This is a genomic window from Bacteroidales bacterium, assembly GCA_014860575.1.
Taxonomy (GTDB): Bacteria; Bacteroidota; Bacteroidia; order Bacteroidales; family JAAYJT01; genus JAAYJT01.
Genome location: JACZJK010000020.1, coordinates 139,669 through 155,354, shown reverse-complemented (window position 1 = coordinate 155,354; position 15,686 = coordinate 139,669). Strand labels below are relative to the sequence as shown.

10 protein-coding genes and 2 pseudogenes are annotated in these 15,686 nt (G+C 42.2%); 10 read left to right on the top strand and 2 right to left on the bottom strand.

The genetic code is table 11. The features are described 5' to 3' along the window. Nucleotides 1–223: 223 nt before the first annotated feature. Both IH597_05485 and IH597_05480 read left to right on the top strand, forming a co-directional pair. Complete coding sequence (locus IH597_05485; GenBank protein ID MBE0661902.1) at nt 224–2,590, top strand: ABC transporter permease; 2,367 nt, start codon at nt 224–226, stop codon at nt 2,588–2,590. Nucleotides 2,591–2,709: 119 nt separating this feature from the next. Continuing rightward, the gene (locus IH597_05480; GenBank protein MBE0661901.1) at nt 2,710–5,355 is read left to right on the top strand and encodes a carbohydrate binding family 9 domain-containing protein; all 2,646 of its coding nucleotides are present in this window, start codon (nt 2,710–2,712) and stop codon (nt 5,353–5,355) included. Between the two features lie 152 nt (nt 5,356–5,507). Here the strand turns inward: IH597_05480 and IH597_05475 are convergent, their stop codons facing one another. Continuing rightward, nucleotides 5,508–5,774, bottom strand: a complete 267-nt coding sequence (locus tag IH597_05475) for a type II toxin-antitoxin system RelE/ParE family toxin (GenBank protein ID MBE0661900.1) — start codon at nt 5,772–5,774, stop codon at nt 5,508–5,510. Next, nucleotides 5,771–6,004, bottom strand: coding sequence for a hypothetical protein (locus IH597_05470; GenBank protein ID MBE0661899.1), 234 nt, complete (start codon nt 6,002–6,004; stop codon nt 5,771–5,773). Before IH597_05470 ends, IH597_05475 begins: the two co-directional genes overlap by 4 nt. A gap of 229 nt (nt 6,005–6,233) precedes the next feature. Between IH597_05470 and IH597_05465 the strand changes: the two genes are divergently transcribed. The 8 genes and pseudogenes from IH597_05465 (at nt 6,234) to IH597_05430 (ending at nt 15,631) form a co-directional block, all read left to right on the top strand. Beyond that, nucleotides 6,234–7,625, top strand: a complete 1,392-nt coding sequence (locus IH597_05465; protein MBE0661898.1) for a hypothetical protein — start codon at nt 6,234–6,236, stop codon at nt 7,623–7,625. Between the two features lie 163 nt (nt 7,626–7,788). Continuing rightward, nucleotides 7,789–8,814: pseudogene (locus IH597_05460) on the top strand (DUF1016 family protein). A gap of 424 nt (nt 8,815–9,238) precedes the next feature. Continuing rightward, a pseudogene (locus tag IH597_05455) lies at nt 9,239–9,352 on the top strand (very short patch repair endonuclease). A gap of 40 nt (nt 9,353–9,392) precedes the next feature. Then, nucleotides 9,393–11,270, top strand: coding sequence for a DUF3578 domain-containing protein (locus IH597_05450; GenBank protein MBE0661897.1), 1,878 nt, complete (start codon nt 9,393–9,395; stop codon nt 11,268–11,270). A gap of 3 nt (nt 11,271–11,273) precedes the next feature. Beyond that, entirely contained in the window at nt 11,274–13,562 is a 2,289-nt protein-coding gene (locus IH597_05445) for a DUF2357 domain-containing protein (protein ID MBE0661896.1), read from the top strand. Nucleotides 13,563–13,680: 118 nt separating this feature from the next. After that, nucleotides 13,681–13,998 (top strand): thioredoxin family protein, encoded by a 318-nt coding sequence (locus IH597_05440; protein MBE0661895.1) that lies wholly within the window; start codon nt 13,681–13,683, stop codon nt 13,996–13,998. A gap of 427 nt (nt 13,999–14,425) precedes the next feature. Next, entirely contained in the window at nt 14,426–14,728 is a 303-nt protein-coding gene (locus IH597_05435; protein MBE0661894.1) for a nucleotidyltransferase domain-containing protein, read from the top strand. A gap of 114 nt (nt 14,729–14,842) precedes the next feature. After that, nucleotides 14,843–15,631 (top strand): methyltransferase domain-containing protein, encoded by a 789-nt coding sequence (locus IH597_05430; GenBank protein MBE0661893.1) that lies wholly within the window; start codon nt 14,843–14,845, stop codon nt 15,629–15,631. Nucleotides 15,632–15,686 lie beyond the last annotated feature (55 nt).

Sequence of the window (15,686 nt, the reverse complement as noted above, 5' to 3'; positions counted from 1 at the left end):
GACAATGAATTGTTCATCATTCGTTGATTGTAAAAACGCCATGCAGAAGCGCCATGCATGGCGTCTCTGCTGAACCCTGTGTACATTTCCGTACAATCTCCTGCTCCCATACGAACACTTTGATGGATTTCCCTTTACCCAAAATATATGTAATTATCTATTAACCAAAGTTTAATAAAGCGTGGTATAATATTGGATTACCGGCATTACAAAATCCATCATTATGTTCACAAATTATATCCTTATGGCCTTCCGGACTAACAATATTAAATTCTCCATCCGCAGCCTGATGAGGCAGAAAGGTTATACCCTGGTAAATATAATAGGACTGGGCATGGGCATGGCGTTGTTTCTGCTTATTGCAGTTTATGTATACATGGAATTTCAAACTGATAAATTTCACAAGAATTATAATGAGATTTACCGCATTGAAACTGCACAGTACGCCATTACGGCAAGCATGGTAGCAAGCTTTGCCCGGGAAGTATTACCCGAAGCTCTTGAAATCTGCCGTGTAGATGTAGGCGGCGGCAATACACTGGCGAAAATTGATGAAAAGCAATTATGGATAAAAAGCCTGTATTACGCTGACAGTAGCTTTTTCGATATCTTCAGCTTTGGACTGATCCATGGCAACGCGGCTACTGCGCTTGTAAATCCGATGAGTATTGTTCTAACGGAGAGCGAAGCAAAAAAGTTTTTTGAAGATGAGCATCCTATTGGTAAAACCCTGGTGATAAACAACGATTTCACAGTTGAAGTTACCGCTGTCATGGTCGATCCAGCTGACAACAGCATTATAAAACCTACAGCGGTGATCCCTTTCCACGCATTACCACAAATTATGCGCGATTCGGCCATGCTGAACGACTGGAATAACTGGAATTACTATACCTGGGCACTTCTTCATAAAGATCACGACATAAGTGCTGTCAGCAATAAATTTGAAGCCGGGATGGACAGGATGGCAAGTGAGAGGCTTGGTTTTACTGATGTGGAACTTGGTTTTCTTTTACGCCCGATATCTGACATTTATTTTAACCGGCACATTCCTTATGATGGGTTGGATAAAGGCAACCTGTCTTTTATACTGATTTATATTTCCATTGCAGTGTTTATTTTGTTCATAGCCGTTATCAATTTCATTAACCTGAGCACAGCCATGGCTTTCAGGCGTGCACGCGAAGTGGGTCTTAAAAAAGTAATGGGAAGCACGCGTAATATGCTTGTCAGGCAATACCTGACCGAATCGGTACTGCTCAGCCTTGTGGCGCTTATACTAGCCCTGGTATTGTTTGAGATTATGGTTCCTGAATTCAACAAGCTTACCCAATCGGGAATAGAATTTAATTTTTATACGAGTCCGGTGGTTATTGCTATCATCATTGGATTTGCCATTGCAACCGGATTGCTTGCCGGATTGTATCCTTCCTTTTATCTTGCACGGTTTGAACCCATTGTGGTAATGAAAGGTGAAGCCACTAAAGGAAAGCGCGGCAGCACGCTCAGGAAAATCCTGATTGTTTTTCAGTTTGCAGTTTCCACAGCGATTATCCTTTCAACCATTGTTATTTACAGTCAGATGGAGTATGCCCGTAACAAAGACCTTGGGTTCGACCGCAACAACATTATTTATTTCTCAAGCTCAGGACATATCCCCCGCGATTTTGAATCGTTTAAAAGTGAACTGAAGCAAATTCCGGGAGTTGAATATGTCGGAATCTCCAGCAGTGTACCCGGCCGTATTGGCATGGGATGGGGAAGAATAGTTGATACAGTTGAACGCCGGGTGAATGCACTCACGCTCGATCCCGAATGCCTGAATGTTTATGGTTTTGAGATTGTTGAAGGCAGGGCTTTTGATGAAAAAATGCCAACCGACCGCGACAATACTTATATTCTGAACGAAACAGCTGTAAAACGTTTTAATCTGGAAAATCCAATTGGGGTAAGGTTCTGGAACGGCACTGTAATTGGGGTAGTAAAAGATTTCTCCTACCTGCCGGTGCATCATGGTATTGGCCCGCTGGTGTTGGCTTATATGCCCGGTTGGAGCAATTATATCAATGTAAAGTTAAGTGGACACAACCTCACACAAACACTTAATCGCATTGAAAAGGTTTATGAATCCTTTGCACCGGGCTTTCCGTTTTCTTACAGTTTTCTTGATGATTCTATTGGCCGGCTATATGCTAAAGAACAGCGTTTATTCAAGCTGTTTTTGTTTTTCTCCGGCCTTGCAATCTTTGTTGCCTGCCTTGGTTTGTCGGGGCTGGCTTTGTTTACAACACAGCAAAGAACCAAAGAAGTGGGCATTCGTAAAGTGTTCGGTTCGTCGGTAAAAGGCATTGTACTTTTACTGACCCGTGATTTTTTAAGATGGGTGTTAATTGCCAACCTTATTGCATGGCCTGTTACCTGGTATTTTATGAACCGCTGGCTCGAAAATTTCGCCTATCACATAAACATGCAATGGTGGATGTTTGCTATAGCCGCTATCCTCACCCTGATAATAGCCATAGCAACCATATCGTTTCAGGCCATCAGGGCCGCTGTTGCCAATCCGGTGAAGGCCTTGAAATATGAATAATAAATTGCCATGTGGCATTTACGCCCTGTTAGAGACGCAATGCATTGCGTCTCTAACTGTAACATATCCATTTTTACCACGTCATATACGCATTCAAAATCCATTAATTTTTTAATCAAATGAGATCAGGTATTTGTGTTCTAATGTGTTTGTTGTTTGGAATGCTGCAAATGCAGCTTCAGGCGCAAAACGGAACTGAAAAGAAAAATTATACTACTCAACGTCTTGAAGGAACCGCGCCTGTTATTGACGGAAACCTGGATGATCTCGTATGGGAAGAGGGAAGATGGGAAGGTGATTTTGTTCAGTACGAACCTTTTGAAAATGCTGCCCCTGCTTTCGATACCAAATTTAAAATTCTTTACGATGACAACAACCTGTATGTTGCCTTCCGGGCTTACGATCCCGCAGCCGACAGCATTGTGCGCCGCCTCTCACGCCGCGATGATACCCAGGGCGATTACCTAGCCATTCAATTTGACAGTTATTTTGACCAGCGTACCGGATTCACTTTTTTTGTTACAGCCGCTGGAGTGAAAGCCGACTGTATTTACCTGAACGATGGCGAATCTCAGGATTATACATGGGATCCTGTTTGGTATGCTAAAACATCATTGACGGATTCCGGATGGGTTGCAGAAATGCAAATCCCACTGAACCAGCTCCGTTTCGGCAATCAGGAAAACCATATCTGGGGATTGCAGGTTGGCCGCCATATCTTTCGCAAACAGGAATTATCATTCTGGCAACCGATGTTGCGTAACGCAACCGGATGGGTTCGGTTTATCGGCGAAATGCACGGCATTGGCGGTATCAAACCCAAAAAGGAAGTTGCTCTTACACCTTATTTCGTGGGTCAGTTGGAAAGGTTCGAAAAAGAAGAAGGCAATCCTTTCAGAACCGGTCACCGCGAAAGCCTGAGTGCTGGACTGGACGTTAAAATAGGTCTCACCAATGATCTTACCCTCGATCTTTCTGTAAACCCTGATTTCGGACAGGTGGAAGCCGACCCATCAGTTGTGAACCTCACAGCCGTTGAAACCTTTTACGATGAAAAAAGGCCATTCTTTATCGAAGGCCGTAACATCATGAATTACAAGCTTCAGCCCGGCAACGACACCGAAGCCAACGAAAACATGTTTTATTCCCGGCGTATTGGCCGGCATCCGCAATTTTGTCCCGATGTCAACGATAACGAATTCATCAAGCTCCCCTCGAATACAGCCATACTTGGTGCTGCCAAACTCACCGGAAAAACACGTAACGGCCTTTCAATTGGCATCATGGAGAGTTTCACCGCCAGTGAACATGCGGTAGTTGACAGTGAAGGCACACACCGCAAGTACGAAGTAGAACCTCCTACCAATTATTTCACAGCACGGGTAGCTAAAGACTACGACCGCGGAAACACCGTGGTTGGTGGTATGTTTACTGCTGTGAACCGCGAACTCAACAATCCTGATCTGCTTTTCCTGCACCGCGCTGCCTATACCGGCGGCCTGGATATGGAACACAACTGGAAAGACAAAACCTATACATTTCGTTTAAAACTGATTGGCAGCCATGTGCGTGGCGACAGTACCGCCCTGATCCGGACCCAGCGTTCATCAGCACGGTATTTCCACCGGCCTGATGCAGAACACTTCAGCCTCGACTCAACCCGTACAAGCCTGAGCGGACATGGCGGCGCCATTGAATTCTGGAAAGGAGGAAATGCAAAACTCAGATTCGGGGGTTTTGTGATGTGGAAATCGCCGGGGCTTGAACTAAATGACATCGGATACATACGCAGCAGCGATGAAGTTTTCCAGGTCTTTTGGGTCGGATATAATGTAAATGAACCCAACGGATTATACCAGCGCTGGAGTCTCAACATCAACCAATGGACAGGCTGGAACTTTTCAGGAACCAATATTTTCAAGGGGGGAAACATCAACGGATACATGCAGTTCAAAAACTACTGGTCAGTTAGCAGCGGAGTAAATGCACAGGGAAATTCACTGGCCAAATCGGCCTTGCGTGGTGGCCCTATGCTTATAGTCCCCGGCATGATCAGCAACTGGAGCAATATCAACAGCGACAGCCGTCGTTCCTTCCGAATCAGCCTGGGATGGTTTGTTTCAAAACATTTTGATTCGCATGCTGAAACACAAAATTTCTGGGCAGGGCTTACTTACAGGCCAGCTCCTGCAATCAGCTTTACACTTAGCCCATCGTATAATGCAACCCACAACAATCTGCAGTTTGTGGATAACATTGAAACGGATGCAGGCATGCAGTATATAAATGCTTCTCTGGATCAGAAAACCTTCAGCCTTGCCCTACGCGCCAATTTGAATTTAACACCCGACCTCACTATACAATACTGGGGCCGGCCATTTATCAGCACGGGAAAATACACTGATTTCAAATACATCACCGATTCACGTGCTGATGTTTATACTAACAGGTACAATATTCTTACCGCGCAACAGATTGAATACTTAGCAGATGATGAAATTTACCGCATAGATCAGAACCTTGATGGTATCACCGATTACACTCTCGATAACCCCGATTATAAGGCGCTTTTCTTCCAGTCGAACCTGGTGCTGCGATGGGAATATTTGCCCGGTTCAACGCTATTCCTGGTGTGGTCGCAAGGTCGTAACGATTATTTTATTGACGGTGGCTTTTCCTTTATGGACGACACCCGCGATCTTTACCAGATACACCCGCACAATGTTTTCCTGATCAAGGTTTCGTACAGGCTGGGGATTAGTTAAATCCATAATTTTTTAACCGCAAAGGCGCGGGGGAGCAAAGAAGTTTAACCACAATAGGAATACTTTTTTTGAACCACAGTAGCCACATTAGAACACAATAGAAATGCAATTATTCAAAACTACTGTGCCCTATTGTGCCTATTGTAGTGATTTCACGGAAAGCGCTTATAAATGTCTTTGCGGTGAAAAAGTGCGGTAAAAAACACCTCATTACTTTCAATAAAAACACCGATACGGTAATCGCCGATACGTATTCTGAAAGCAGTTTTATGCCCTTTCAACTTTTTAATATTTGGGATATCTCTTGCAGTTTCCGCCCTGCTAACCAACTCAATTATGGTAATTACATTTAAAGCCAGTTCTTTGCTTTTGATGGCTTGAAATTGCCTTGAAAAGGAAGTGCTAAATTCATATTTCATAATCCGGCAGTTTGCTTAAGCAACCTTAGAAAGTCGGACTTTTCGGAAGCGGACAAAAATCCCTCCTCACGACCTTTAAGCATTTCCTCAAGCAATGCTGAGTCTTCATCTTCTTCTCCGGCACCGGTTTTGATAATTTTAACATGTTTCACCTGTTCAAGGCTTTCCAGCAGACGTTTCAGGAAAGGAATGGCCTTTTTGTTTTTTGGTGTTATAACAATTGATTCCATGGCGGGTATTATTTCTGCAAATATAGCCATAAGCTATGATCTACAATTTATCCCCTCCGGCTTATCTCTACAGTGGAGCACAATAGAAATGTACTAAAACAAACCAACTATCTCCTGTTACGTCTATTGTGAACCATTTCAGAAATGCTTTCTCCAATCCAAATCACCATCCAATTCATCTCTATATTTGCAGCAGCATCTGGTTCGCAAAAAAACAAAACAGTGGGTTATGAAAAAAGCATTCCTGCATATCGCTCTTATTCTGGCTTCATGCCAGCTTTGGGCAGCCGAAGTTACAATAATCGTTACATCTATGCCGGGCAACACTCCTCCCGGCGACAGCATCTTCATTGCAGGAAACTTCAATGAATGGAATCCCGGCAACCCTGCCTATCGCTTGCAGGCAAACTCCAACGGCCATCCGCAGATAGTCATCACGGGCAGCGGCAATATAGAGTTTAAATTTACCCGGGGCTCCTGGCAAAAGGTAGAGGGTAACGCTACCGGCGGATTCCTGCCCAACCGCACTTTCACTTTTGGTTCAGCCGATACCCTTTTCATTACTATTCAGGGCTGGGAAGACCTCGGAAGTACCAACAGCACGGCAGCTGAAAATGTGATTATTATGAGCAATGATTTTGAGATGCCCCAATTGAACCGAACCCGCCGTATCTGGCTTTACCTGCCTCCCGGTTACGATACTACCACCAAACATTACCCTGTTCTTTATATGCACGACGGACAAAATCTTTTCGACCTCTACACCTCATTTGCCGGCGAATGGGAAGTGGACGAAACACTGAACGCACTCCATGCCACCAACCGCGAAGTGCCTATTGTAGTGGGTATTGACAATGGAGGAGTTGACCGTCTTGACGAATATACTCCCTGGGTCCATCCCACCTTTGGGGGTGGCGATGGTGAATTGTACGCCCAATTTATTGTGGAAACCCTCAAACCCTATATTGATGCCAACTACCGTACCCTGCCCCAACGTGAGCATACCGCTGTGATGGGCAGTTCGCTGGGCGCACTCGTCTCCCATTATATCTGCCTGGAATACCAGGAAGTGTTCAGCAGAGTGGGCGTGTTTTCGCCTTCGTTCTGGTTCAGTGACTCGTGTTACAGTTTTACCTACGAAACCGGCAAACTCCATCCCATGCGCTATTACATGATGGGTGGAACCAACGAAAGCGGCTCCCTGGTTCAGCAAATGAATGATATGGTGGACACACTCCTGGCAGCAGGCTTCAGTACTGAGGAAGTTTTTCTGAAAACCGTTCCCGGCGGGCAGCACAATGAGTTACTTTGGCGAACCCAGTTCGAAGAAGCGTTTGAATGGTTGTTCCCGGTTGACAACACAGGAACTGAAACATTGGACACCAACCCACCATTTGCCATTCATGTGGTGAGCCGCACGCTGCATATCAACGTAATTCAACCTGAATATGCCGGCGACACGGTAGATATCAAAATCTTCTCACTCAGCGGGCAGCAAGTGTTCAGTACACAAATGAATGTTGGAAGTTCACAACTTCTCCCTGCAAACCTGCATGGAATGTTTTTGCTGCAGGTGCAACATGCCGGCTACATAAGCAGCAGTAAGCTTGTGTTGGATTGAACCAGCCAGCAAAAATTGCCGGATTCTGATGCATACAACCATATAGAAACAGCTTGTGCGCCTTGGTGTAATGCCCACCTAAGAAAACTAAATGGAAAACAATAAAGGGTTCCGAAAACCTCATTTAGTTTTTTCGCTATTTTTACCTCCAAAACGCTGAATCATGGAGAATTCACTGCCTGCCAGATTTCTTTATTCGAAGATTGCGGAACTACTACACACTGCAAGGCAAAATGTGGTGCGAACTGTGAACCAAACCATGGTTTACACTTACTATGAAATCGGACGTATGATTGTAGAAGATGAGCAGCAGGGAAAAGAGCGTGCAGCATACGGAAAAGGAGTGTTGAAAGAAATCTCTGACAGGCTCACAAATGAGTTTGGGAGAGGTTTTTCAGTACAAAATCTTGAAAATATGCGTAAATTTTTCCAACTCTACTCCCTTGACCAGAAATCCCAATCACTGATTAGGATTTCTGAGAATAACAGTACGCTGAGTTGGACTCACTATTTAGTACTCATCCGCATCGAAAATCCTGACGAACGCAGGTTTTATGAAATTGAGTCACTCAACAACAATTGGAGCGTCAGGGAACTCAAGCGCCAGTTCGATAGCGCCCTGTATGAACGGCTGGCGCTGAGCCGCGACAAGGATGGTGTAAAACAACTTGCTGAAAAAGGTTAGATTATTGAAAAACCGGCCGATATGCTCAAAGACCCCTACATCCTTGAATTTTTAAACCTGCCCGATAATCAACGCTACTCAGAAAGCGACTTTGAAACAGCCATTATTGACAAACTCGAATATTTCCTGCTTGAACTCGGTAAAGGCTTCACTTTTGTGGGCAGGCAGGTCAGATTTACTTTCGATGAAAAGCATTTCAGGGTTGACCTGGTTTTCTTTAACCGTATCCTGAAATGTTTTGTTGTGATTGACCTGAAAATAGGTGAATTGACCCATATGGATCTGGGCCAGATGCAGATGTACGTAAACTATTACGACCGCCATGTGCGGCTTCCCGATGAGAATAAAACCGTGGGCATCATCCTGTGCAAAGATAAAAACGACACCCTCGTTGAAATTACCCTGCCCGAAGACAACAACAGCATCTTTGCCAGCCGTTACAAAACCATCCTTCCCGCTAAGCAGGAATTCATTAAGCTGCTGAAGGGATTCGAATCACCTTAAAGTTTTTTGAACCACAACCATTACTTAAAATCCAGTGTGCCTATTATGGTGAATCACCTTTTTTTAAACCACAGTAGCCACAGTAGAACACAATGGCAATACCTTTTTGAACCACAGTAGGCACAATAGAAATGCATTTATTAAAAACTACTGTGACCTACCGTGCCTATTGTGGTGAATCTTTTTTTTTGAACCACATAGCCACAGTAGAACACAATAGCAATACCTTTTTGAACCACATAGCGACAGTAGAACACATAGCAATACCACATAGAAAACTTTATAGAAACTACTGAGCACTGTTGTGCCTATTGTGGTAAACAAACACATTTTCATAAAACCTACTGTGCCCTGGTGTGCCTAATGTGGTGAATAAACGATTTTACTAATTTTACCAGCCATTATCAATCCCCCTTTGTGAACCATGGCCGATGTGCACGATAAAAAAACCCGGAGTTTTAATATGAGCCGGATCAAAGGCAAGGATACAAAGCCGGAGATGGTGATAGAATATCTACTTTTACAAAAGTTAATTCATAACTCTAATTTCCTGATAAGTCTTTAAACAGCAAATAATCATGACAATTCCAGCCATCATTGATCGAGAGCATATAGATAATGCTATACAAATTCTTCAAACTGAAGATATTCCGCGAAAAAGATTATCACGAGAGTATTTTCTGGTGGTTAATGGCAAGCATCTCCCTCCGAAATATGTTATAAGTGAAGCTTTTAAAATAGCCACCGGTAAAGAATTGGATAATTCCTATAATGCTATCCAAGCGAAAGATTATTTGAAAAAGAAGGGATATAATGTTATTGAAGGCAAGATAGGACTTAATGAAGCTATCAAGCAAAGTGCCACAAAAAAGCTAAGCTACTTTGCAGAGCTGAATAAATTCTTAGTTCAAACGAAAACCAATGCTCTTACTACATCCAATTACTTATCAGATTTTTATGGGCTTAAGCTTAAGGTTGGTTTTGGACAAGGAACTCCAGCAAGAGTCCCTTGGATCGCATTTCTGGAACCACCAAATACTGTTCAGAATGGAATCTACCCAGTTTATCTTTATTTTAAAAATAAAGATCTATTAATCCTAGCCTATGGTATTAGTGAAACCACACAACCAAATGAAAGTTGGAGATTATCTGACAAAAAAACTATTCGCGAATATTTTGAAGAGAAGGATTTAGGGATTCCAGAAAGATATGGGGGTTCTTATGTTTATCGTGTTTATGATCCTAAAGAGTTAAATGAACAAAAGGTAGATGCTGATCTAATAAAGCTTTTAGACTATTATAAAAACTCTAATATTTATGGCCCCAAGCGTCCAGCAAAAGAATTTACTTACTCTAAATTGAATGATGCTGTCAATAACGCAGGTTTGTTTTTCAATAATACTTTGATCTTACGCTTTTCTGCTTCATTAATAACAAAGCCTTTTGTCATCCTTACTGGTTTGTCAGGCTCCGGAAAGACTAAGCTGGCTCAAGCTTTTACACAATGGATTTGTCAGGACGAAAGTCAATACCGTATTATCCCCGTAGGCGCTGATTGGACCAATCGTGAGCCTTTGCTTGGTTATCCAAACGCATTAAATCCAAAGCAATATGTAAAGCCCGATAGCGGAGTTTTGGATTTAATCATAGATGCGGGCAAAGCCGAAAACTCGGATAAACCCTACTTTTTGATATTGGATGAAATGAATCTGAGCCAGGTTGAACGCTATTTCGCTGATTTCTTAAGCGCAATGGAATCAAAAGAAGAAATACCGCTTTACGCGGAAGGAACTGTTGAAAACGGAGTTCCGGCTAAACTTCCTCTTCCCTCCAATCTTTTTATAATTGGTACAGTGAATATTGATGAAACCACCAATATGTTCAGCCCAAAAGTGCTTGACAGAGCCAACACCATTGAATTCCGGTTAACTAAGGATGAAATAACTAACTTCTTGAAAAACATCAGAGATCTAAACATGAATGCGCTGAAAAACCAAGGTTCTGCTATGGCCACAAGCTTTCTTGAGATGGCTAGAAATAAGTCATTTTCAACTAAAGACGTTGACGAAATCAATGAAACCCTAGTGCGATTTTTCGGTGAATTAAAGAAAACCGGCGCTGAATTCGGTTACCGAACTGCAACGGAAATTCTTAGACTTATTCATCACCTCAGTGTATTAGAGAATGCCTTAACGACCAAAGACAAAGTTGACATAGCCATAATGCAAAAGCTATTGCCAAAACTTCACGGATCGCGCAGAAAACTCAGTCCTGTTCTGGCAACCCTAGGTAAGTTTTGTATTGAGGGGGATGTAAAAATTGAAAAGGATGTTTTTGAAAAGGACGATTTTGATTTCAACGGTGGCGAAGTGCTTTACCCTCTATCTTTGGAGAAAATAACACGCATGTATAAAGGAGCCGTTGATAATGGCTTCACAAGTTTCGCTGAAGCGTAAGGGATGAAATCTAATAACTCCATAGTTATCAGCCTTGATTCGATCAAGGAAGGTTTACGGCTTTACATAGATTCCCGCAAATCTGATACGCTATTTGATGCGGATGGAAGCGCTATGGAAAATAACGAAGCGAGATTTCAACTTGTAGAAGGCTGCTATTATGATTTCGCATTTAGTGATCCAGATTATTTATTAGGGAATATTGGTGACCAAATTATTCAGCCTCATTCAAGAAACAAACATACAGGGACAATATCCCCGAATATTTTTGTTGGAACTCTTTCGTTGCCAGTGATTGAAAATGGCAAAGTTGAAGAACTAGCTATCGTTGAACTTGAAGTTCAGTCTATAAAATCTGGCTATAGGGACGATTATCGCGACATGCTTGAGTTGATTACCGAAAAATGTACTGACTTGTTATTGCAAGCTAACTCTCCGGTTTCCCAGCACTTTGAAATAGACTACACGAAAGATAGTCAGACTCTATATCAAAAGTTCGCTTTTATTAAATCGGTTATTGGCACGGATGAATTTTCTGAGGCCATTCACCGAATTGTAACTGCACCGGTTACCAAATGGACTGAAATCTCAGAATTAAGAGACATTCGTCAATCCAGAAGATTTTCAAATGCCAATTTAAAAGAGCTCTTGAAACAAGGTAACCGAACAATGCTGCCCGACACACATCATTTAAGGAGTTATGGTTTAATCGCTCTTCCCGATCGGGTTACATCTGTTCGCAAATCCGATACGGTTGATACTCCCGAAAATCGCTTTGTTAAACACGCACTGGAAGTTTTTCTGAAGTTTTGTACGGACATAAACAAAGCGGCTACTAAGAGTAGCAAACTGGAGAAAGAATCGCTGATTCAAATACGATTGTTGGAATCTCACTTGCATCACGCCGTACTTAAGTCAATTTCAAGACCCACCACACTGAGACTAAACAGTCCGGTGCTTCAGCGAAAGGAAGGTTATCGCGAAGTATTACGAGTGTGGTTAATGTTCGATCTTGCCGCCAAATTGATATGGACTGGCGGTGATGATATCTATAGTGGAGGCAAAAAGGATATTGCAACGCTATATGAATACTGGTTGTTTTTCAAACTTCTAGACCTGTTTCAATCCATTTTTCAAATTGAACCCAAAGATATTGCCGAACTGATTAAAGAAACTCCAGATGGTTTAAATCTTCAATTGAGACAAGGAAAATATACGGCACTCAATGGTGTTTTTAATTCTGGATCAAGAAACCTTAACATACGTTTCAACTACAATCGTACTTTTAGCGGAAAAAAGGAGTACCCCGAATTAGGAAGTTGGACAACGACGCTTCGACCCGATTATACACTTTCGGTCTGGCCCGTAGGAATTTCAGAAATGGATGCTGAAAAACAAGAATTGATTGTTCACATTCATTTTGATGCAAAATATAAAGTTGCCAATCTTTTTGAACTTCGCGAAGAGTGCAGTGAAGAGGAACTAAGAGAAGAAAAATACGAAAACCGGAAAGGTATTTATAAAAATGCCGACCTTCTCAAAATGCATGCTTATAAAGACGCAATCAGAAGAACTGGTGGATCATACGTGTTATATCCCGGAGATAAATCCATCAAGCAAAAAGGTTTTCACGAAATTATTCCGGGTTTAGGTGCCTTTCCGGTTCGTCCTTCAAAAATGGATAGCGGAATTGGAGAATTAAAAGCGTTCATCTTGGACATATTGAAGCATTTCATTAACAGGGCTTCACAAAGAGAAAAACAGGCCTTTAGAACATTTGATATTTATAAGAAACCTCCCGACCCTTCAAATGAAATTAATGAAGCATTACCTGAGACCTACGATATAAATAGGGACTTAATTCCAGATGACACCTTCGTACTTATCGGTTATTACAAATCCCCAGAACAATACAGTTGGATAGTTCGCAATAAGCTTTATAATTTCAGAATGGGCTCAGGAAAGGGCTCTCTAGTTCTTGATAAAGAAACCGTTAGTGCGAAATACCTCTTATTACATTCAGCCGGAGATCTTGCTTCTGGTGATTTATGGAGAATTGTGAGTAGGGGTCCAAGAGTTTTTTCACAAGATGATTTAAGAAGAAAAGGCTATCCAAATCTTTCTAAGGCAAAGGATAACTATTTAGTGATTCAGATAGAAGCGGTAACAGATTTTGAATTTGAGAATGTTAAATGGCGTTTCAAAAAACTCACAAATTATTCCCCTGGTAGAGCGTCTGCCATTCCTTTTACCGCAAGCCTCACCGAATTGATGAAGTGCAAGGTTAAATGAGATTAAATACATTAGACTGTACGAATGTAAATAGCTTAAACAAAATTTTAAACTTAATGGGTAAACTTCGGTCTTCACTTGTTAGAGTTCAATTCACCTATAAATTGTCTGTGCGAAAATGACTTTTACTGAATTTGAAATCCTCCTCTCCTCCCACCCCTCCTTCATGCTCTATTTCTACAACGATACCTGTGGTGTGTGCAAAACGCTTAGGCCGCAAGTAGAAGCGCTGGTCAAAGAGGAATTTCCGGAAATCAGGCTTATACGTGTAAATGCCACCGAAAGCCGCGAGCTGGCAGGCCAGCTCCGCATGCTGAGCGTGCCGGGCATTGTACTGTTTATGGAAGGGCAGGAAATATTCCGCGCCAACGGTATGATCTCCATGAACGAACTGCACAACCGCATCGCACGGCCATATGGGATGATGTTTGAGTGAGGATGGTCAGTATAACTGACTTTTATGAATACTTAAATTTTGAAAGTAACTCCCACGTCGGGATCATTTTTTGTGATGCAGTGATACAGTGATACAGTGATGCAGTTGGGGCTTTTCATCTAAACAGATATTTATTTCTACTTTTACGAAAAAATGATATGGGCGCGATTATCATTAAGGCTGATAGAAAGACCATTGAAATTTTGTCGGAACTTGCCAGGAGATTAGAGGGTGAAGTTCTTAATATAACAAACACACAATTTGAGGATTTTGCGTTGGGTTCGCAGATGGATTTGGTAAAAACTGGGAAGAATGTTTCACGGAAAAAAATAATGAAGAAACTTCATACAAATGAGGATTGAATTAGTACAAGAAATTTCAAAACCCAACGACCACCCTTCCTGATAAAATAGTTTAACTTTTTGAAATGGTTATTATTGAAAAAAATATGGATCAGATCAAAGCTTTGTGTGACCGGCATAAAGTGACAAGGCTTTTTGTATTTGGCTCTGTTCTCACGGATTCTTTTAATACATCAAGTGACATAGATTTGCTGGTTGATTTTGCCGGCGTTGACCTGTTTGACTATGCAGACAACTATTTTGATCTGAAAGGATCACTTGAAAATTTATTAAATCGTCCTATTGATCTACTAGAAGAAAAGGCCGTGAACAATCCCTATTTGCGTCAATCTATTGACTCTTCAAAAAGAATGATTTATGGACAATGAGATAAAGACCTGGCTATTCGATATCAAGCAATCTATCAGGGAAATTGACGGCTATTATGAAGATAAGCCAAACAGACTTTAAATCAAAGCACAGTTCTGAACCAACCCATAAGCATGTCTGAACTCTTCGACGAAATCCCCCTCTGGTCGGCGCCCTTTGGGCTGAAGCTGCTGGATTTTGTAAATTATAAGCCCGGGATCACAGCGCTCGACATCGGCTGCGGTGCGGGTTTTCCGCTGCTTGAACTGGCCATGCGTTTGGGCAACTCCAGTAAAGTGTATGGTATTGACCCTGATAGTGAATCGCTCTCTCTTGCTGGCAGCAAAGCGGAAACCTTTGGTATTGGCAACATCCATCTGATTAAAGGAGTGGCCGAAGAGATTCCGCTTGGCGATCACAGCATTGATCTGATCGTGAGCAACAACGGAATCAACAATGTCAGCGATATCCACATAGTGCTGAATGAATGTGCAAGAGTGCTCAAACCTATTGGACAATTTGTGCTCAGCATAAACCTGGATCAGACTTTTATTGAATTTTACAAGCAACTGGAAGAAGTACTCAAAGAAATTAACTTGCCGGTTGCCATCCGGCAAATGCATCAGCACATCTATGAAAAACGCCGCCCGCTTGATGAAATGCTAGCTCTTATGCAGCAATCTGGTTTCCAGATCAAAACCGTGGGCAAGGAAGAATTTAGTTACAGGTTCACAGATGCAACGGCTATGTTTCAACATCATTTCATCCGAACCTCCTTTCTGCCATCATGGAGAAAACTGCTTCCGGAAACAAATGCAGATGAAATTTTAGGCGAAGTTGAGTCCCGGATGAATGAGCAGGTTTTGCAAGCAGGCAGTCTGAGCCTTAGCGTGCCGTTTGTTGTGATCAACGCAACACGCTAAACATTGTCAAGAATTTTCAGAATGTCTTAGATTTGCCGCAGCGAATTAAATCCAG

What these genes read in the sequence shown, in the direction of transcription:
- IH597_05485 (MBE0661902.1), top strand. Translation starts at nt 224, where the DNA reads ATGTTCACAAATTATATCCTTATGGCCTTCCGGACTAACAATATTAAA.
- IH597_05480 (MBE0661901.1), top strand. Translation starts at nt 2,710, where the DNA reads ATGAGATCAGGTATTTGTGTTCTAATGTGTTTGTTGTTTGGAATGCTG.
- IH597_05475 (MBE0661900.1), bottom strand. Translation starts at nt 5,774, where the DNA reads ATGAAATATGAATTTAGCACTTCCTTTTCAAGGCAATTTCAAGCCATC.
- IH597_05470 (MBE0661899.1), bottom strand. Translation starts at nt 6,004, where the DNA reads ATGGAATCAATTGTTATAACACCAAAAAACAAAAAGGCCATTCCTTTC.
- IH597_05465 (MBE0661898.1), top strand. Translation starts at nt 6,234, where the DNA reads ATGAAAAAAGCATTCCTGCATATCGCTCTTATTCTGGCTTCATGCCAG.
- IH597_05450 (MBE0661897.1), top strand. Translation starts at nt 9,393, where the DNA reads ATGACAATTCCAGCCATCATTGATCGAGAGCATATAGATAATGCTATA.
- IH597_05445 (MBE0661896.1), top strand. Translation starts at nt 11,274, where the DNA reads ATGAAATCTAATAACTCCATAGTTATCAGCCTTGATTCGATCAAGGAA.
- IH597_05440 (MBE0661895.1), top strand. Translation starts at nt 13,681, where the DNA reads ATGACTTTTACTGAATTTGAAATCCTCCTCTCCTCCCACCCCTCCTTC.
- IH597_05435 (MBE0661894.1), top strand. Translation starts at nt 14,426, where the DNA reads ATGGTTATTATTGAAAAAAATATGGATCAGATCAAAGCTTTGTGTGAC.
- IH597_05430 (MBE0661893.1), top strand. Translation starts at nt 14,843, where the DNA reads ATGTCTGAACTCTTCGACGAAATCCCCCTCTGGTCGGCGCCCTTTGGG.